The 16949-nt window shown below is 67.0% G+C and carries 17 protein-coding genes and 2 pseudogenes; 6 read left to right on the forward strand and 13 right to left on the reverse strand.

Features of this window, described 5'->3' with window-relative positions; all coding sequences use genetic code 11:
• Window positions 1-149: 149 nt before the first annotated feature.
• Both VIF40_RS02260 and VIF40_RS02265 read left to right on the forward strand, forming a co-directional pair.
• On the forward strand, window positions 150-2747 hold the full coding sequence (locus VIF40_RS02260) for an HWE histidine kinase domain-containing protein (RefSeq protein ID WP_331935897.1): 2598 nt from the start codon (window positions 150-152) through the stop codon (window positions 2745-2747).
• Window positions 2744-3385, forward strand: a complete 642-nt coding sequence (locus VIF40_RS02265) for a biliverdin-producing heme oxygenase (RefSeq protein WP_331935898.1) — start codon at window positions 2744-2746, stop codon at window positions 3383-3385. The genes VIF40_RS02260 and VIF40_RS02265 overlap by 4 nt, the downstream gene beginning before the upstream one ends.
• A gap of 21 nt (window positions 3386-3406) precedes the next feature.
• Here the strand turns inward: VIF40_RS02265 and VIF40_RS02270 are convergent, their stop codons facing one another.
• Complete coding sequence (locus VIF40_RS02270) at window positions 3407-4210, reverse strand: cyclase family protein (protein WP_331935899.1); 804 nt, start codon at window positions 4208-4210, stop codon at window positions 3407-3409.
• A gap of 82 nt (window positions 4211-4292) precedes the next feature.
• Window positions 4293-4991 (reverse strand): aquaporin, encoded by a 699-nt coding sequence (locus VIF40_RS02275; RefSeq protein WP_331935900.1) that lies wholly within the window; start codon window positions 4989-4991, stop codon window positions 4293-4295.
• Between the two features lie 134 nt (window positions 4992-5125).
• On the opposite strand from VIF40_RS02275, the gene VIF40_RS02280 reads away from it, so the two are divergent.
• Window positions 5126-6292: an amidase gene (locus VIF40_RS02280; RefSeq protein WP_331935901.1), complete on the forward strand. Its 1167-nt coding sequence runs from the start codon at window positions 5126-5128 to the stop codon at window positions 6290-6292.
• Here the strand turns inward: VIF40_RS02280 and VIF40_RS02285 are convergent.
• Window positions 6177-6623, reverse strand: coding sequence for a helix-turn-helix domain-containing protein (locus tag VIF40_RS02285; RefSeq protein WP_331935902.1), 447 nt, complete (start codon window positions 6621-6623; stop codon window positions 6177-6179). The two genes, VIF40_RS02280 and VIF40_RS02285, sit on opposite strands and share 116 nt — an antisense overlap.
• A 129-nt stretch (window positions 6624-6752) precedes the next feature.
• Here VIF40_RS02285 and VIF40_RS02290 point away from each other — a divergent pair, with 129 nt between their 5' ends.
• The gene (locus tag VIF40_RS02290) at window positions 6753-7163 is read left to right on the forward strand and encodes an MAPEG family protein (RefSeq protein ID WP_331935903.1); all 411 of its coding nucleotides are present in this window, start codon (window positions 6753-6755) and stop codon (window positions 7161-7163) included.
• Window positions 7164-7226: 63 nt separating this feature from the next.
• Here VIF40_RS02290 and VIF40_RS02295 read toward each other — a convergent pair whose 3' ends face one another.
• The 9 genes from VIF40_RS02295 to glmM form a co-directional block, all read right to left on the reverse strand.
• Entirely contained in the window at window positions 7227-7685 is a 459-nt protein-coding gene (locus VIF40_RS02295) for an arsenate reductase ArsC (protein WP_331935904.1), read from the reverse strand.
• Between the two features lie 4 nt (window positions 7686-7689).
• Complete coding sequence (locus tag VIF40_RS02300; RefSeq protein WP_331935905.1) at window positions 7690-8214, reverse strand: UPF0262 family protein; 525 nt, start codon at window positions 8212-8214, stop codon at window positions 7690-7692.
• On the reverse strand, window positions 8171-9472 hold the full coding sequence (gene hisD, locus VIF40_RS02305; protein ID WP_331935906.1) for a histidinol dehydrogenase: 1302 nt from the start codon (window positions 9470-9472) through the stop codon (window positions 8171-8173). Before hisD ends, VIF40_RS02300 begins: the two co-directional genes overlap by 44 nt.
• Window positions 9473-9500: 28 nt before the next feature.
• Complete coding sequence (locus VIF40_RS02310; RefSeq protein WP_331935907.1) at window positions 9501-9980, reverse strand: DUF2948 family protein; 480 nt, start codon at window positions 9978-9980, stop codon at window positions 9501-9503.
• 101 nt (window positions 9981-10081) lie between these two features.
• Window positions 10082-11692, reverse strand: a complete 1611-nt coding sequence (gene xseA, locus VIF40_RS02315; protein ID WP_331935908.1) for an exodeoxyribonuclease VII large subunit — start codon at window positions 11690-11692, stop codon at window positions 10082-10084.
• A 78-nt stretch (window positions 11693-11770) separates the two neighbouring features.
• The gene (locus tag VIF40_RS02320; protein WP_331935909.1) at window positions 11771-12094 is read right to left on the reverse strand and encodes a DNA-binding transcriptional regulator; all 324 of its coding nucleotides are present in this window, start codon (window positions 12092-12094) and stop codon (window positions 11771-11773) included.
• Window positions 12069-12458, reverse strand: coding sequence for a type II toxin-antitoxin system RelE/ParE family toxin (locus VIF40_RS02325; protein WP_331935910.1), 390 nt, complete (start codon window positions 12456-12458; stop codon window positions 12069-12071). Before VIF40_RS02325 ends, VIF40_RS02320 begins: the two co-directional genes overlap by 26 nt.
• Window positions 12459-12580: 122 nt before the next feature.
• Window positions 12581-13432 carry an outer membrane protein gene (locus tag VIF40_RS02330; protein WP_331935911.1) on the reverse strand — a complete coding sequence of 284 codons (852 nt, stop codon included), beginning with the start codon at window positions 13430-13432 and terminating at the stop codon, window positions 12581-12583.
• Window positions 13433-13951: 519 nt separating this feature from the next.
• The gene (gene glmM, locus VIF40_RS02335) at window positions 13952-15301 is read right to left on the reverse strand and encodes a phosphoglucosamine mutase (protein ID WP_331935912.1); all 1350 of its coding nucleotides are present in this window, start codon (window positions 15299-15301) and stop codon (window positions 13952-13954) included.
• 346 nt (window positions 15302-15647) lie between these two features.
• Between glmM and arsC the strand changes: the two genes are divergently transcribed.
• Window positions 15648-15998 carry an arsenate reductase (glutaredoxin) gene (gene arsC, locus VIF40_RS02340; protein ID WP_331935913.1) on the forward strand — a complete coding sequence of 117 codons (351 nt, stop codon included), beginning with the start codon at window positions 15648-15650 and terminating at the stop codon, window positions 15996-15998.
• Window positions 15959-16328: pseudogene (locus VIF40_RS02345) on the forward strand (YnfA family protein). The gene arsC and the pseudogene VIF40_RS02345 overlap by 40 nt, the downstream one beginning before the upstream one ends.
• 413 nt (window positions 16329-16741) lie before the next feature.
• On the opposite strand, the pseudogene VIF40_RS02350 reads toward VIF40_RS02345, so the two are convergent.
• Window positions 16742-16949 (reverse strand): annotated as a pseudogene (locus VIF40_RS02350) (cell division protein FtsH); the annotation flags it as partial.

Consider the following 16949-nt stretch of genomic DNA (forward strand, 5'->3'; position numbering starts at 1 on the left):
CATCCGACTTGCAATGGTTGCGGAGCTTAAGGGCGCAATGGTTAATTTTGATTCACCATGACGGCGCGGGGGCCGGCGCCTCTACATACCGAGGCTTGCGGCCTTATATGCCAGCGCATCGCAGACATTGACGCTGGAGCGGCGAGGCGATGACCTCACCTGACGCCTCGGAGGACATCGATCTCACGATCTGCGATCTGGAGCCCATCCATACGCCGGGCGCGATCCAGCCGCATGGCGTGCTCCTGGCGCTCGATCCGGACGATATGCGCATCGTCCAGATCGCCGGCGACACGCAGACGCTGCTCGGCGCCCCGCATAGCGCGCTGCTGGGCCAGAGCGTCGAGACGCGGCTCGGCGCCGTGGCGACGACGCGGCTGACGCGCATCATCGCCGACGCCGGCGGCCCGAGCTCCTGCCTCGCCTTCGAGACCGAGGCAGGCGAGGGAGGGGCCGCGCTCGAGGGCGTGGTCCATGTCGGCGGCGGGGTCATTCTCATCGAGCTCGAGCCGCGGCGCGGCGATCCCGAGCGCGATCCGCTCGGCCTGGTGCAGACGATGCTCGCCGCGACGGCGGCGGCCGAATCCATCGAGGCCTATGCCGAGGCGGTAGCGCGGGAGACGGCGAAGGCGACCGGCTTCGACCATGTCATGGTCTATCGCTTCCTGCCGGACGGCTCGGGCAGCGTCATCGCGGAGACGGCGGCGGAGGGATACGAAAGCTATCTCGGCCTGCGCTTTCCGGCCTCGGACATTCCGCAGCAGGCGCGCAAGCTCTATCTCACCAATTGGCTGCGCCTCATTCCCGATGCGCTCTACACGCCGGCGCCGATCGAGCCTGCGCTCTCGCCCGAGACCGGGCGTCCGCTCGATCTTCGCCATAGCGCGTTGCGCAGCGTTTCGCCGGTGCATTTGCGCTATCTCGCCAATATGGGCGTGCGCGCCTCCATGTCCTTGTCGATCGTCGTCGGCGGCAGGCTGTTCGGCCTCGTCGCCTGCCATCATCGAACGCCGCATTTCCTCGATATGCGCCGGCGCGCGGCTTGCGAATTATTCGCGCGGATGATCTCCTTCGAATTCCAGAGCCGCTCGGAGGCGGAGGCGGCGAAGCTGCGCATGCGCGCGGGCGAGGTCCAGAGCCGCCTCGTCGGCGCCATGTCGGGCCATGCCGATCTCGCCGGCGCTCTGCTCGAGGGACGGCCGTCGCTGCTCGATCTGATCGCGGCAGACGGCTGCGCCGTCGTCGTCGACGGCAAATGCGCGACGCTCGGCCGCGCGCCGTCCGCCGAGCAGATCGGCGCGCTGCTGCGCTGGGTCCACGAGCGATCGAAGCAGGGCGTCTACGCCACCGATCGCCTGCCTTTGTCCTATGCGCCGGCGAAGGCTTTCGGCGATATCGCGGCGGGCGTGCTCGCCATAGCCGTCTCGCGCGAGCCGAAGGATTATGTGCTGTTCTTCCGCAGCGAGCTGCGGCAGGTGGTCCGCTGGGCGGGAAATCCGGCCGAGCCCGTGGCGACGGAGGGCGAGACGCTGACGCCGCGCGCCTCTTTCGAAGCCTGGGAGGAGACGGTCTGTCTCCGATCGCGGGCTTGGAGCGAAGACGAGATCGATGTCGCGCGATCGCTGCGCTCCGCCATCCTCGAGGTTTTCGTCCATGCGCTCGATCTCGCGGTGCGCGATCGGCAGGCGGCACAGGCGCGCCAGGATTTTCTGATGGCCGAGCTCGATCATCGCGTGAAGAACACGCTGTCGGTGATCCAGTCGCTGGTGCGCTTCACGGCGCGCTCCGCCGCCTCGCTCGAGGACTTCAACGCGACGCTGCAAAGCCGGCTGCTGACCATGGCGCGCGTGCAGAATCTGCTGACGCAGAGCCGATGGGAGGGATTGTCGATCCGCGCCATCGTCGACGACGAGCTGGCGCCGTTTCGGCAGGCGAAGGAGAACGCCTGCGGCGTCTGCGGCGAGCCCGTCGCCTTGAAGCCCAAGGCGGCGCTGGCCGTCAGCATGGCGATCCACGAGCTTTCGACCAACGCCGCCAAATATGGGGCGTTGTCGGCGCCCGGCGGGCGCGTGCGGGTCGAATGGCGCCGTCGCCGCGAAAAAGGCGAGGAGCAGCTCGTATTGACATGGAAGGAGAGCGGCGGTCCCGCGGTCGCGCCGCCGACGCGTTCTGGATTCGGGCGCATTTTGATCGAGCGGACGATGGCCATCGATCTCGGCGGCGATGCGGAGCTCGACTTTGCGCCGGGCGGCGTCCGATGCCGCATGCGGATTCCCTTGTCGCAGATCGCTTTCGCCAAAGGGCGAGAGAACGCGGGGCATCAGGGCGAGGGCCGGGCTCCATCCGTCGTCGTCGCCGAGCCGATCGCGAGATCGCTCTCGCATCGCCGCGTGCTGGTCGTCGAGGATGCGGCGCTCGTCGCGCTCGCCGTCCGCGAGCTGCTCGAGGAATGGGGAATGGAGATTGCGCAGAGCTGCGCGACCGTCTGGGACGGCGTGCGCGCGGCGCTGCGACCCGATTTCGACGTCGCTCTGCTCGACATCGATCTCGACGGCGAGCCGGTGTGGCCGGTCGCCGACGCGCTCGCCGAGGCGCATGTGCCTTTCGTGTTCACGACGGGATTCGAGAGCGCAATGGTGGTGCCGCCGCGATTCGCCGGCCGCCCCGTCGCGCCCAAGCCCTATTCGCCGGAGGAGCTCGTCGGCGCATTGTCGCGCGCCATGTCGGAGGAGGCCGCTTCGCGATGAGGCGAGACGAGGAGAAGGTTTCTCCGACGCGCGCGGCTCTGCGCAGCGCGACGCGCGCCGCCCATCTGCGGCTGCACGGCCAGCCGGCGCTGGCGGCGCTGGCCGCGGGGACGATCGCGCCGACGCAATATCTGCAATTGCTGGCGCGTCTCTATGGATTTCATCTGCCCTTCGAGCGCGCTCTGGTCGAGGCCGCGCTGCGCTACGGCGCCTATCCGCGGATCGGCGCGCGCGCGCATCTGCTGGCGCGCGATCTCGTCGATCTCGGCGCGAAGGACGAGGCGATCGCCGCTCTGCCGATGGCCGAGGCGCCCGCGCTGCGCAGTCCGGGCGAATGGCTCGGCGCGCTCTATTTGCGCGAAGGGTCGACGCTCGGCGCCGCGCGTCTTGCCGCCGCGCTCGATCCTCTGCTCGGCGTCGGAAATCCGCACGGCCGGCGCTTCCTTTCGGGCGGCGATGCGGAAAGCTGGGGCGACTGCTGCGCGGCGCTCGAAGAGGGCGCGCGGCGCGGCCTATTGCCGGAGATCGTCGAAGGCGCGCGGGCGAGCTTTCACGCCATCGAGCATTGGCTCGCCGATCGGAACGTCACGCCGATCTCGTCGCGCGGCGCTCCCGGGAAATGGACGCGATGCGCGTAGATGCGCAGCGCATCCCGCCGCTCATTTCGCGACGACGGCGACGATGCGCGCCGGACCGCCGGTGCCGCCCGAGATCTTCATCGGCAGCGCGAAGACGATGGCGCCTGTCGCCGGCAATTTGTCGAGATTGGCGAGGTTTTCGAGCCCGGCGGCGTCGACCCCCGCGACGATGCGATGCACGAGGAAATCCAGCGACGGGCCATTGTCCACGCTCGCCGTGTCGATGCCGATCAGCTTGGCGCGGCGATCGACGACGAGCAGCGCCGCCGCCTGCGCGCCATAGCCGGGGAAATGCAGATGCGCGGCGTCGCCGGGCGTATCGTCGCCGAGATAGGCCTTGCGGTCGCTCCAGCGCGCGCTCCAGCCGGTGCGCAGCAGCACGATCGCGCCTTCGGGGATGCGCCCGTGCGCGGCCTCCCATTCGGCGACGTCTTCCGGCTTCAGCGCATAGTCCGGATCGGCGGCCGCCTTGGCGCTCACATCGATGACGAAGGCCGGCCCGACGAAGCGATCGACCGGAATTTCGGCGTTCGTCCAATGGCCTTGCGCGAAATGCAGCGGGGCGTCGAGATGCGTGCCGCCGTGCTCGGGCGAGCAGAAGCTGTTGGCGGCGTAGAAATAGCCGCGCTCGGTGAGGCCGTTGTGCAGCGATTTGAGCTCGAAGCCCGATGGCGAGGTCGGCCAATAGATCGTCGAGGCGTCGAAGGGGTGGGTGAGATCGACGATGGTGGATTTGGCGAGATCGAGGCTCTGGCCGAAGGCCGGCGCCGCGATCAGCGATGAGAGAAAGGCGGTCAGGACCAAGCCGCGAGTGGGATACGCCATCGATCGATCTCCTCGTGAAAGAAGTTCGATCCTGAACGCGCGGAGGCTCCGGCTCAATCGTGTGGAGGCCGGAGCGATCCGGTCAGGGCTCGAGGCCGCGCCAGCGGAACAGCAGGCCGGCCGTCAATCCGCCGAGCAGCGGCGCCGCGAAGAACAGCCAGAGCTGCTCCAACGCCTTGCCGCCGACGAAGACCGCCGGGCCGAGCGAACGCGCCGGATTGACGGAGGTGCCGGTCACGCGAATGAGCGCGATATGGATCACGACGAGGGCGAGGCCGATGGCTATGCCGGCCGAGGCGGTTCCGCCATTGGCCGATGTCGCGCCGAGGATGACGACGAGAAACAGGAATGTGCCGACGAATTCCGCGAGAAAGGCGGAGGTCGTCGAGATATTGCTCCAGCCGTTCTGGCCGAGGCCGGCGACGGCGACGTCATAGCCGCCCTCGCGGCCTTTCAATATGGCGTAGAGGATCGCCGCGCCGGCGATCGCGCCGAGGCATTGCGCGATGATGTAGCCGATGAGATTGAGCGTCGAGAGCCGTCCCGCGGACCAGACGCCGATCGAGACCGCCGGATTGATGTGGCAACCCGAGACCGGCCCTATGCCATAGGCGAAGGCTGTGACGGTGAGGCCGAATGCGAAGGCGATGGGCAGCACGGCGAGCGGGCCGATCCCTTGCGTCGAGCCGAGCACGCCGCCGAGCTCGCCGAGCGTCACCGAGCCGCATCCGAGCAGCACCAGAGCGCCTGCGCCGATCGCCTCGGCGACATATTTCTTCATTGTCATTTCCGCACCTGTCGTTTCGTGAAAATCAAATCCGCATCTTGCAAAAGCCGGATAGCCGTCGAAAATCATCATCGCCGATGAACCGGCGGTGAATGCGCGCGCTGCGCCGCTCGATGAAAGGACTTGCTATGTCTGGCTCTTCGTCCGCTCTGACGCGCGCGCTCGATGTGTCGTCTCACACGCATGGGCCGTTGGCGGGCGACCGCTTCGTCGTCAAGGAGAATATCGATGTCGAGGGCCTCGTTTCGACGAATGGCCAGCCGACATGGGCGGCGACCCATGCGCCCGCCGCGATGAATGCGCCCGTCGTCGACCGGCTGCTCGCCGCCGGCGCGCGGCTCGTCGGCAAGGCGCATATGGACGAGATGGCCTATAGCCTGCTCGGCGCCAATGCCCATTACGGGACGCCCGTCAATCCGGCGGCGCCGGATCGGCATCCGGGCGGCTCCTCCTCCGGCTCGGCCGTCGCCGTCGCCGCCGGCCTCGCCGATTTCGCGCTGGGCACGGATACGGCGGGCTCCTGCCGCGCGCCGGCGGCCTTCTGCGGAATTTTCGGCTTCCGCTCCTCGCATGGCGCGATCTCCGTCAATGGCGTCGTCCCGCTCGCCGAATCGCTCGATGTGATCGGCTGGTTCGCGCGCGATGTCGATGTCTTGGCGCGCGTCGGGGACGTGCTGCTGCCGCGCGATCTCTCCGGCGACGCGCTCGACGAGGCGGCGATCCTCTCCGAATCCTTCGCGCAATGCGACGAGGAGACGCGCGCGGCGATGCAGCCGGCGCGGGCTGCGGTCGCGCAGGATTTCGCCTGCCGCGAGGCCGCGCTCGGCGAAGAATTCTGGTCCGAGTCGCTGCGCCATTTCCGCAATCTCCAGGCCTATGAGGCCTGGCGCGCGCATGGCGCATGGATCGCGGCGGCGAAGCCGACGTTCGGGCCCGGCGTCGCGGCGCGCTTCGAGCATGCGGCGACGGTCGCACCGGCGGCAAAGGCCGAGGCCGACGCTTTTCGCAGCGCGGCGCGCGCGCGCGTCGCGGCGATGTTCGGCCCGAAGACGCTGCTCGTCGTTCCGACGACGCCCTTCGCATCGCCGCTGCTGACGGAAAGCGAGGAAGCGCTCGACCGCAAGCGTTATCTGATGTTCCGCACCTTCCTCTTCGCCAGCTTCTTCGGCCTGCCGCAGATCAGCGTCCCGCTTTCGCGGCCCGCGGGCGCGGCGCCGCTGGGGATTTCACTGATCGGCCCGCGCTGGTCGGATCGGCGGCTGATCGCCGCGGCGCGCGGGCTTTCGAGGCCGTAGCCTTTTCCGCCAGCACATTGTCGACGCCCCAGTCGAACAAAAGCCCCAGCACCGGCTCCAGAGAGCGGCCGCGATCGGTCAGGCTGTATTCGACGCGCGGCGGCACTTCGGCGTAGACGCGGCGCGAGATCATGCGATCGCGCTCGAGATCGCGCAATTGCTGCGTGAGCGTGCGCTGCGTGATCGTTTTCAGCAGCCGTTGCAATTCGCTGAAGCGCTTGGTCCCGCCGGCGAGGCGGAACAGGATCGACGGCTTCCATTTGCCGCCGATGATGTCCATCGCGGCCTCGATCGGGCACTCGTCATAGTCCATGTGCCGCTGCTTGCGCATGAGATGGTATCCAGTTGTGGGGTAACGGCGTTATTTTTCAGTATATGCGATATTTCTGCGTACTTCACCAATTGAAAGCGCTTCGCTACCTCCCGCGTCGTCTTCGACAAATGAGGAGCGCGACACCTAATGACCAATGCAATTTCTCCCGAGCTCTATTGGACCGTGCTGACCGCCGGCCTCGCCTCGGTCTTGTGGATTCCCTATATTTTGCAGCGCATTCTGCAGCTGGGGCCGATCGAGGCTTTTCGTGATCCGCTGCATGACGTCGCCACCAAGGCGCCCTGGGCGCAGCGCGCCAAGAGCGCCCATACGAATATGATCGAAAATCTCCTCGTCTTCGCCGTGCTCGCGCTGACGATTCAGATCGTCGGCAGCGGAACCGCGGCGACGGCGATCGCCGCGCCGCTGTTCTTCGCGACGCGCGCGGCGCATTTCGTCGTCTACACGCTCGGCCTGCCGTGGGTGCGCACGCCGATGTTCCTCATCGGCTTCGGTTGCCAGATCACGCTGCTCCTCGCCATTCTCGCGCATGGGTGAAACTCTTCGTGTCCTTCGTGTCTTTGTGGTGCAATCGAACCACCGAGGCACGAAGACACGACGTCAATCCGAGCCCCGCTCTACGGACAGCAGCTTCAAAATGCGCTTGGCCAGCGAATCCCGCACCGCGCGATAGGATTCCAATATCGTCTCGCGCGAGCCGCTGGTCGCCGTCGCGTCGAGCGTCGGCCAATAGACGACGTCGACAGCCATGGCGCGCGTGAACTCGAGCGCCTTGTGATGCGACTCCGGCGACAGGGTCACGATGAGATCGAAGTTGGAGTCTTCCAGATCCTCGAAGCTATGCGGCTTGTGGCGGGAGATATCGACGCCGATCTCATCCATCGCCGCTATGGCGAAAGGATCGGGCTCGCCGCGCTTCAGCCCGGCGGAGGCGAAATAGATCTCGCGGCCGAAGTAGTGGCGTCCCAGCGCCTCGGCCATGGGCGAGCGAATGGCGTTCTGCGTGCAGGCGAACAGCACGGCGTGCGGCCGTGGCGCGGGTCCGCCGTCCTGCGGCATGGACTCAGCCCTTCCAGTGCAGAGCCGTGACCAGCGTGAAGAGGCGGCGCGCGGTGTCCGTGTCGCAGTCGATCTTGCCCTTCAGCCGTTCGGAGAGCAGGGCCGCGCCTTCATTGTGCAGCCCGCGCCGGCCCATGTCGATCGCCTCGATCCGGCTCGGCGTCGCGGTGCGGATCGCGGCGTAATAGGTTTCGCAGACCAGAAAATAGTCTTTCAGCAGCCGTTTGAACGGCGTCAGCGACAGAATATGCGTGACGATGGTGTTTCCCGCTTCGTCGCGCACGTCGAAGACGAGCTTGGCGTCATGCAGGGCGATGACGAGGGCGTAAGGCCCGCCGTCATGGCCCTCCAGCGAGAAAATATTGTCCTCGATGAGATCATAGATGGCGATGGCGCGCTCATGCTCCTGATCGGCCGTGCCGCGCCCGATGGATGCTTCATCGAGCGTGACGGAGATCAGTCGCCTGGTCGCGGCTTGGGCCACCTCAGGCCCCGCGCTGGTCGAGGCGCATGGCCACGGAGCGGGCATGCGCCTGCAGCCGCTCCGCATCGCCGAGCGTCACGGCGGCGGGGCCGATCTCGCGCAGCGAGGCGGCGTCGCATTTGAGGATCGAGGTGCGCTTCATGAAGTCCAGCACGCTCAGCCCCGAGGAGAAGCGCGCCGAGCGCGCCGTCGGCAGCACGTGATTGGAGCCGCCGATATAATCGCCGATCGCCTCCGGCGTGTAGGCGCCGATGAAGATCGCGCCGGCGTTGCGCACTTTGGCGGCGAGCGCCTCGGCGTCCTCGCAGACGATCTCGAGATGCTCGGCGGCGATGCGGTCGGCGAGCGGGATCGATTCGGCGAGGCTCTTGGTCACGATGATCGCGCCATAGTCGCGCCAGGATTTGGAGGCGATCTCGTAGCGCGAGAGCGTCGCCAGCTGACGCTCGACGGCGGCGGCGGCGGCGTCGGCGAAGGCGGGATCGTCGGTGATGAGGATCGACTGCGCCGATTCGTCGTGCTCGGCCTGGGCGAGCAGATCGATCGCCACCCAATCGGGATTGGCGGTCTTGTCGGCGAGCACGAGGATTTCCGACGGGCCGGCGATCATGTCGATGCCGACGAGGCCGAAGACGCGGCGCTTGGCGGCGGCCACCCAGGCGTTGCCGGGGCCGACGATCTTGGCCACCGGGCGGATGGTCTTGGTGCCATGGGCCAGCGCGGCGACGGCCTGCGCGCCGCCGACGCGATAGACCTCGTCGACGCCGGCGCGCTTGGCGGCGGCCAGCACCAGCGGGTCGATGATCCCATGCGGGGCGGGGACCACCATCACCAGCCGATCGACGCCCGCCACCTTGGCGGGGACGGCGTTCATCAGCACGGAGGAGGGGTAGGAGGCGGTGCCGCCCGGCACATAGAGGCCGACCGATTCGAGGGCGCTCCAGCGCCAGCCGAGCTCGACGCCGGCCTCGTCCTTATAGCGCAGGTCTTCCGGCCGCTGGCGCTCGTGGAAGGCTCTGATGCGGGCGTGGGCGAGATCGAGGGCGGCCAGCGTCTCCTCGGGCACTTTGGATTCGGCGGCGTCGATCTCGGCCTTCGTCAGCGCGATGCCGGTCTCGCCGAGGTCGATATGGTCGAAGCGCTTGGAATAGTCGATGAGGGCCTCGTCGCCGCGGGCGGCCACATCCTCGATAATGCCGCGGACGGTGTCGTCGACGTCCTGGGCGGCCTCGCGTTTCGTCGCCAGCAGCGCCGAGAAGCGCTCCTCGAAATCCGCAGCCGACGCATCCAATCGCCAAGTCATGTTCTTCTCCAACCGGTATTTCCGGCTGTCATGACCTTCCCTCCCGGTCTTCGTCAAGCTCATGTGACGGACAGGCCTTCGCCGCCCAGCGCGGCCCGAGGTCCTGGAGGCGGGCCTCGACGCATTCGACATCGAGAGAAATCGCTGCTCCGCCCGCGAAAACCAGCGTCACCACGCCGCCCGGCGGCTCGGCGCAGGGCTCGAAGGTGACGGCCAGCAGCTCCAAGATCGCCTCGGGCTCGGCGCGGGGGATTTTGAGCTGGCGGACGCCCCGCACCCTGTCCAGATGCACGCCGCAATGGCAGCGCTCGCGCTTGCCCTGCTCGGCGGCGGCCCAATCATAGCGGCAGCCGACGAAGGCGAAGCGGCGTTGCTCGGGCAGGAAGGCGATATCGCCGACCCTGACCAGAGCGTCCTGGAGCAGAGCGGACAGGCAAGAGAGGTCCTCGGCGTCCATTGCCTGGAGCCTCAGACCATCGGACTGTGGCGACGACGAGCGCTTGAACATGGAGCGGGCCTCCTGTTCGAGCATATGGCGAGCCGCGATCCGGCCCGCAACCGCGCGGCCGAGCCGTCGGCGCACGCCGAGAGGAATTTTGCCTCGTGGTTTCAAAAGAGTGAGCCCTGATCGTCGCCGCCCTTGCCCTTTGCGCGCTTTTGCCGCGCGGCGGGCGTCGGGGAGGGGGTTGCTGGCGAGGGATGCGCTGGGGAGGGTGGCGCGCTATCGGATTCGGCCGTCGCGGCGATGCGGCCGTCGGAAAATTGCACATCCAGCCTTTGTCCCGGCGCGATGTCCGACGCCTGCCGCAGCAGCGCGCCTGTCTCGTCGCGCACCAGGGCGAAGCCGCGCGCCAGCACCTGCTCATAGCCGAGCGTCTTGCGCAGCTGGTCGAGCCGGTCGAGCCGCGCCTGGCGCTCGTCGAGAATGCGCAGAAACGCCGAGCGCAGCCGCTGCTCGGCGTGGTCGAGACGCCGTTGCGCATCCTCGGCCTCGCGCCGAGCGAGCGCGCGCCGTGCGACGAGGCCCTGGCGCAGCCTCGCCTGGAGGCCTTTCAGCCGCTCGGAGGCGCGCGCCAGCTCCGCCTGCGGCGAGTGGCGGGCGAGCACATGGGAGACGCGCGAGAGCGACAGGCGCTTGCCGTCCAGCGCGCGGCGCAGCGTGCTGCGCAGTCTTTCGCCGGCGCGATCGGCGCGCTGGGCGGGGGCGAGCAGCAATTGCGCGCCCGCGGGCAGCACGCGCTGCAACGAGGCGAGCTGCCGCCGATTGGCGTCCAAAAGCCGCCGCTCCGCCCCGGCGAGGCGGCGGGCGAGATTGGCGGTCTGCTCCACCAGCTCGGCGCGCACGGGCACGCATTTTTCTGCGGCGCCGGTGGGAGTCGGGGCGCGCAGATCGGCGACGAAATCGATGAGCGTGGTGTCGGTCTCATGGCCGATGGCAGAGACCAGCGGAATGGCGCTGGCCGCCGCCGCGCGCACGACGATCTCCTCATTGAAGCCGAACAAATCCTCGAGCGAGCCGCCGCCGCGCGCGACAATGAGCACATCCGGCCGTGGAATCGGGCCGCCCGCGGGCAGAGCGTTGAAGCCGTCGATGGCGGCGGCGACCTCGGCCGCGCAGGTCTCGCCCTGCACGCGAACCGGCCACACCAGCACATGGCGCGGAAAACGGTCCAGCAGCCGGTGCAGAATATCGCGAATCACCGCGCCGGTCGGCGAGGTGACGACGCCCACGACGCGCGGCAAAAAGGGCAGGGGCTTTTTCCGCTCGGCGTCGAACAGCCCCTCGGCGGCGAGGCGCTTTCGCCGCTCGTCGAGCAGCGCCATCAGAGCGCCGGCGCCGGCCGGCTCCAGCGTCTCGATGACGATCTGATAGGAGGATTTGCCGGGAAACGTGCTGATCTTGCCGGTGGCGACGACCTCGAGCCCCTCCTGCGGCTTCACACGCAGGCGCAGGAAGGTCATCTTCCAGATCACGGCGTCGAGGCGGGCGTTCTGGTCCTTGAGGCTGAAATAGACATGGCCGGACGAATGCGGCCCGCGATAATTGGTGATCTCGCCGCGCACGCGCACATGGCCGAAGCGATCCTCCACCGTGCGCTTGAGCGCATTGGCGAGCTCGGAGACGGACAGCTCCGGCACATTGGGGCCGGCGGCGATCGGCGGGGCCGAGGCGAGATCGTCGACCTCGGGGGCGGGGGATTTGGCGGGACGCTTGGCCATGGGGGAGATATGGCCGATTTCGCGCCTCCCCGCGAGGGGGCCGCGGGCGCTCATCCAGAGGATTGCGGCGGCGCCGCTTCAGAGGAGGGCTTCCAGCCCTCGCGCCTTCACGATCGAAAGCAGCTTTAGAGACGGGCCGCTCGGCTTCTTCTCGCCCCGTTCCCATTCGCTGACGAGCTTCGGGCGCACGTTGAGAATACGGGCGAACACGCCCTGGCTCACTCCGGTGCGCTGTCGCAGGGCCATGATCTGCGGTCCTGTCAGCGGCTCGACCGGCGTGAGGCAGGATGCGTCGAACACGCGCATCGTCTTGGCGTCGAGCAGGCCGATCCGCCGCAGTCCGCTCGCGGTCTCGTGAACCGCTTCGGCGATGTCGCTACGAAATTTTTTCTTCGCCGTCATGTCCCACCTCGATCACTTCGCCCTCCGCGCGCGCAAGATCGAGCTCGGCGTCGGTCATGGCGAGAAAACGCTGCGCTAGCTTTTTCAGCATCTCGAGCTCGGCCGGCTCGACATTCTCTCTGACATTCTTGGCGAAGCCATAGAGGAAAACGCTTCGTGTCGAGGCGCGGAAGGCGACGATCGTGCGGAAACCGCCGGATTTCCCACCCCCGTCCCGCGCGACGCGCTGCTTTATGAGGCTTGCGCCCAGCGTCGCGTCGACGCCTCCCTTTTCTGCGCGGACGATCGCCTCGGCGAGACGAGAGTCCGTGATCTTCTCTTTGCGCGCGAAACGCGCGAACCATCTCGTCTTGAAAATTCGCAAGAATGTCTCGCCGCACAATATCCGAACTATACCCCACCGGGGTATAGATCAAGAAGCGATCCGAAAAAAAAGGCGCGAGGCTCTCGCGAGCCGCGCGCCGAAGGTCTGGGGAGGGGCCGAGGTCAGTATTTGCGGACCAGCGGGGGAGCCATCAGCATCGGCGCCGGCGCCATCAGCGCGTAGCGGAAGCCGAGGCGAATGTCGTGCGAGGCGAGCTGGAAGGATTGGCGCTCGCCCGCGCAGCCGGCGCCTTGGCAGCCGATCACATTGGTCTGGAACTTGCCCATGTCGAGATAGCGATAGCCGAGCTCGACCTTGAAATTGGGCGTGATGTTATAGGCGAGGCCCGCCATCACGGCCCAGGCGAAATTGGTCTTGGTCGCGTCCTGGGCGATGCCGAAACCGCCGGCCGGCTGGGCCGAGAGATCATAGAGATTGTTCAGCCAATTGACCGCGACGCCGACGCCGCCGCCGACGAAGGGCGTGACCCCGTACCAGGTGCCGAGATCGACATAGCCATTGGCCAGGAAGACGGCCGCGCTATGCTGCGCGCTGTAGATGTCGTAGCAGCGCGCGCCGCAGGCGAGGCCGAAAATGTTGGCGTAGCTCTGCGTGGCGCGATAGTTGGCGGCCGTGCGATATTCGCCGGTCACATCGACGCGGAACCAATTGTTGATCTGATAGCCGACGCCGCCGCCGGCGAAAGCGCTGTCGCCGATCGAATATTGATCGAATTGCGGAGCCGGCACGAGGACGGTCGGATCGAAGGTCGAGCGCAGGCTGGAAAGCTGATTGACGCCGACGCCGACGTCGCCGCGCAGATACCAGCCGCCGAAATCCGGCGGCGGCGGCTCCATGATCGGCGGCGGCGGCGGCAGCAGCAGATCGGCGGCGAAAGCGCCTGTGCTCATCGGACCCGCGCTCATGGCGGAAGCCAGCGCGGCCGCTATGAGGAGGGCTCTGGTCTTGCCCATAGATGTCTTCCCTTCACGATAGAGGACCGCGGCGCGGACCCTTGGCGCGACGCCAATGTGAAGGAAGATTGAGCGAGAACGCTTAAAGTGGAGTTAACCTTACCGACGATCTACGTAGCAGCGATTTGTCGAAATAAATCGAATGCGACGCGCGCAATGCGGAACAGAGTCTATCGCGGTAAGCGGTATCGGATCGCGAAATTCGGCCCGTCGCTGGCCTTCTCCGATAGGACGAGATCGATCCCGACGCGCTGCTCCTGTCGCATCACGCTGCAACAATTCGGCAAACGTTGGGTTCGGGTTGGGTTAGCCTTTTGAACGACGTCATGAAGATCGCGCGCTACGACATCGAGCGTGCTGCACCCAGCAGATTCCGCCATGTGAAACCTCAAGCGTAATTCAGCACGAAATTCTGCTGCGGTCGCCACTCCATCCTCCTGCCGCTTTGCGCCAAGCCCTCTGAGCTTGTCGTGCGCCCCCTTGAAGCTTCTTCCGTGGCACTCTCGGCTCTGTCGCGTCTCACGCCGCCTCGGCCCGCGTCAGCGCGTCGCAAATATCGTCGACGACGCTGCCGACGATCTCCGGATCGTCGCCTTCGCCCATCACGCGAATGACCGGCTCCGTGCCCGAGGGGCGGATGACGAGGCGTCCCGAGCCTTCGAGGCGCCGGCGCCCGGCCTCGATCGCCGCGACCACGGGCGCCTGCTCCAGCGCCCTCGCGCCGCGCGCGCGCACATTCTTGAGCACTTGCGGCAGCGGCTCGAAGCAATGGCACACTTCGCTCACGCTGCGGTTGAGCTTCTTCACCGCGGCGAGCGCCTGCATGGCGGTGACGAGCCCGTCGCCGGTGGTGCCGTAATCGGAGAGGATCACATGGCCCGATTGCTCGCCGCCGAGATTGTAGCCGAGCTCGCGCATGCGCTCGATGACATAGCGATCGCCGACGGCGGTGCGCTCGAGCTTGAGGCCGAGCGTGTCGAGATGGCGCTCGAAGCCGAGATTGGACATGATCGTCGCGACGACTCCGGGCTTGGCCAGCAGGCCCTCGTCGCGCCAGCTGCGCGCCACCACCGCCATCAGCTGATCGCCGTCGATGACATGGCCGAGCTCGTCGACCATGATGACGCGATCGGCGTCGCCGTCGAGCGCTATGCCCACATCGGCGCGCATCTCGCGCACCTTGTCGCGCAGCGCCTGCGGGGAGGTCGAGCCGACGTCGCGATTGATGTTGAAGCCGTCGGGCTGGTCGCCGATGGTGATGACCTCGGCGCCGAGCTCCCACAAAGCTTCCGGCGCGACCTTGTAAGCCGCGCCATTGGCGCAATCGAGCACGACGCGCATTCCCTCGAAGCTCATGTTCCGCGGCAGCGTGCGCTTGGCGTATTCGATATAGCGGGCGCGCACGTCCTCGACGCGCTTGGCGCGGCCGAGCTCATGCGGCCCGGCGAGCCGGCTCGTCAGATCGCGGTCGATGAGCTTCTCGATCTGCGCCTCGGTCTCGTCGGAAAGCTTATAGGCGTCCGGGCCGAACAGCTTGATGCCATTGTCCTCGTAGAGATTGTGCGAGGCCGAGATCATCACGCCGAGATCGGCGCGCATCGAGCGCGTGAGCATGGCGACGGCCGGGGTCGGCATGGGGCCGAGCAGCAGCACCTCCATGCCGACGGAGGTGAAGCCGGCGACGAGCGCATATTCGATCATATAGCCGGAGAGCCGCGTGTCCTTGCCGATGACGACGCGATGGCGCCGCTCTCTGTCGCGATTGAACACGAGGCCGGCCGCCTGGCCGACCTTGAGCGCGAGCTCGGGCGTGATCTTCTGATTGGCGCGACCGCGAATGCCGTCCGTGCCGAAATAGCTGCGCGTCATTGCTTGTCGTTCTCCGGGAAACGGCGGGGGCGGCGGCGCCGGAAGGCGCGAAAGCCGCCGCGCCATGTCGACCTCGAAATTATGTCGACCTCGAAATCATGTCGACCTCGAGATCAAGTCGACCTCGAGATTGTGGGCGTTTTCGGACGGACCGCCGTCCCTGCGTGCATCCTCGGAAAAGGATATGAAGAATATCGTCATCCATACTGGCCGGTTCCATCGCCTTTCGCGCCTTGTGGTTAACGCGTATCTCCCGAGCACGGCCGAAAATCGCGCGCCGCGCGGCTTCGCCCGGCCGCCCGACCGGTCTATGCTCGAAACAGGCTAGCATGATCCGGGGGGCTCGATGAAGGTCATCATCTATCACAATCCCGCCTGCGGCACGTCTCGCAAGGTGCTCGCGCGGCTGAAGGAGGCCGGGCTCGAGCCCGAGGTGGTGCTCTATCTGAAGACGCCGCCCGATCGAAAAACGCTCAAAGCGCTGCTGAAGCAGATGGGCAAGGGCGTGCGCGACATTCTCCGCAAGCGCGGCGGGCCCTATGAGGAGCTCGGCCTCGGCGACCCTGCCATGAAGGACGAGGCGATCTTCGACGCGATCGAGAAGCATCCGGTTCTGATCGAGCGGCCGATCGTCGTCGTCGGCGACAAGGCGGCGCTATGCCGCCCGCCGGAGGCCGTCGAGGCGCTGCTCGGGTGAGAATTTCGGGGACCTACGCCCTTTATCTCGGCGCGGCCCTGGCGGAGATCGGCGGTTGCTACGCCTTCTGGGCCTGGCTGCGGCTGGGGCGGTCGCCGCTCTGGTCGCTGCCCGGACTGCTGTCGCTCGCCGTCTTCGCCGCTCTGCTCACCCGCGCCGAGGTCGACGCCGCGGGCCGAGCCTATGCCGCATATGGCGGCGTCTATATAGCGGCGTCGCTCGTCTGGCTGTGGCTGGTCGAGGGGCGGGCGCCCGACCGCTGGGACACGGGGCGGCGCGGCAATTTGTCTTATCGGCGCGGCGATCGTGCTTCTCGGCCCGCGTGGATGAGGCTCGGACGCTTCGTGCTGGCCGTTTTACGCATAATTGCGATGATGAGTCCGTCGTTTCGAATCAGTAGACTATCTCCAATTTCCGATTGGCGTTCAGTGGCGAGGCTAGGGTCATGGGTTTGCTCGACGCGACGATTTTCATCGTGCTTGGATTTTGTGTCGGCTACGGCGTGCGAGACAATATTTCGAGAGCGCGCAGGATGCGCTGGAGGGCCGAGCGGCGGATGGGGACGAGAGCTTATCCGACCGTATCCGCCTGATCGGCTCGCGGCCCGAGCATCCTTCCGAAGCATCGCCCGCAATGTGTCGACACGCGGCATATTCTGAAATCGTCGCGCGTTGTCCTCCCGATCCGGCCCGACAGACATAAAAAAGCCCGGCTTTCGCCGGGCTTTTTATTTGTCGTTCGGCTCAGACCGGATGCGGCTCGAGCCCGCCGGCGTCCGGCTCGGGCGACGGCCGCGTGCGGCCGGTCGAGGGCACGGGCGACGGGCGCGCCGGCGGCGCCGCGGGCGGCACGTCCTCGCGCACCGGGCGCTTGCCCTGCAGCAGGCCGATCAGCTCCTCGCCGGTCAGCGTCTCGAACTCCAGCAGGCCATTGGCCAGCACGTCGAGATCG

The sequence above is a fragment of the Methylosinus sp. genome, assembly GCF_036560965.1.
Classification (GTDB): domain Bacteria; phylum Pseudomonadota; class Alphaproteobacteria; order Rhizobiales; family Beijerinckiaceae; genus Methylosinus.

Bases quoted from the DNA above. Each gene is read 5' to 3' on its own strand.
- VIF40_RS02320 (WP_331935909.1), bottom strand. From the start codon at position 12,094: ATGACGGCGAAGAAAAAATTTCGTAGCGACATCGCCGAAGCGGTTCAC.
- VIF40_RS02260 (WP_331935897.1), top strand. From the start codon at position 150: ATGACCTCACCTGACGCCTCGGAGGACATCGATCTCACGATCTGCGAT.
- VIF40_RS02295 (WP_331935904.1), bottom strand. From the start codon at position 7,685: ATGCCGCAGGACGGCGGACCCGCGCCACGGCCGCACGCCGTGCTGTTC.
- xseA (WP_331935908.1), bottom strand. From the start codon at position 11,692: ATGGCCAAGCGTCCCGCCAAATCCCCCGCCCCCGAGGTCGACGATCTC.
- hisD (WP_331935906.1), bottom strand. From the start codon at position 9,472: ATGACTTGGCGATTGGATGCGTCGGCTGCGGATTTCGAGGAGCGCTTC.
- VIF40_RS02275 (WP_331935900.1), bottom strand. From the start codon at position 4,991: ATGAAGAAATATGTCGCCGAGGCGATCGGCGCAGGCGCTCTGGTGCTG.
- VIF40_RS02330 (WP_331935911.1), bottom strand. From the start codon at position 13,432: ATGGGCAAGACCAGAGCCCTCCTCATAGCGGCCGCGCTGGCTTCCGCC.
- VIF40_RS02300 (WP_331935905.1), bottom strand. From the start codon at position 8,214: ATGCCCGCTCCGTGGCCATGCGCCTCGACCAGCGCGGGGCCTGAGGTG.
- arsC (WP_331935913.1), top strand. From the start codon at position 15,648: ATGAAGGTCATCATCTATCACAATCCCGCCTGCGGCACGTCTCGCAAG.
- VIF40_RS02265 (WP_331935898.1), top strand. From the start codon at position 2,744: ATGAGGCGAGACGAGGAGAAGGTTTCTCCGACGCGCGCGGCTCTGCGC.
- VIF40_RS02310 (WP_331935907.1), bottom strand. From the start codon at position 9,980: ATGTTCAAGCGCTCGTCGTCGCCACAGTCCGATGGTCTGAGGCTCCAG.
- VIF40_RS02280 (WP_331935901.1), top strand. From the start codon at position 5,126: ATGTCTGGCTCTTCGTCCGCTCTGACGCGCGCGCTCGATGTGTCGTCT.
- VIF40_RS02285 (WP_331935902.1), bottom strand. From the start codon at position 6,623: ATGCGCAAGCAGCGGCACATGGACTATGACGAGTGCCCGATCGAGGCC.
- VIF40_RS02290 (WP_331935903.1), top strand. From the start codon at position 6,753: ATGACCAATGCAATTTCTCCCGAGCTCTATTGGACCGTGCTGACCGCC.
- glmM (WP_331935912.1), bottom strand. From the start codon at position 15,301: ATGACGCGCAGCTATTTCGGCACGGACGGCATTCGCGGTCGCGCCAAT.
- VIF40_RS02270 (WP_331935899.1), bottom strand. From the start codon at position 4,210: ATGGCGTATCCCACTCGCGGCTTGGTCCTGACCGCCTTTCTCTCATCG.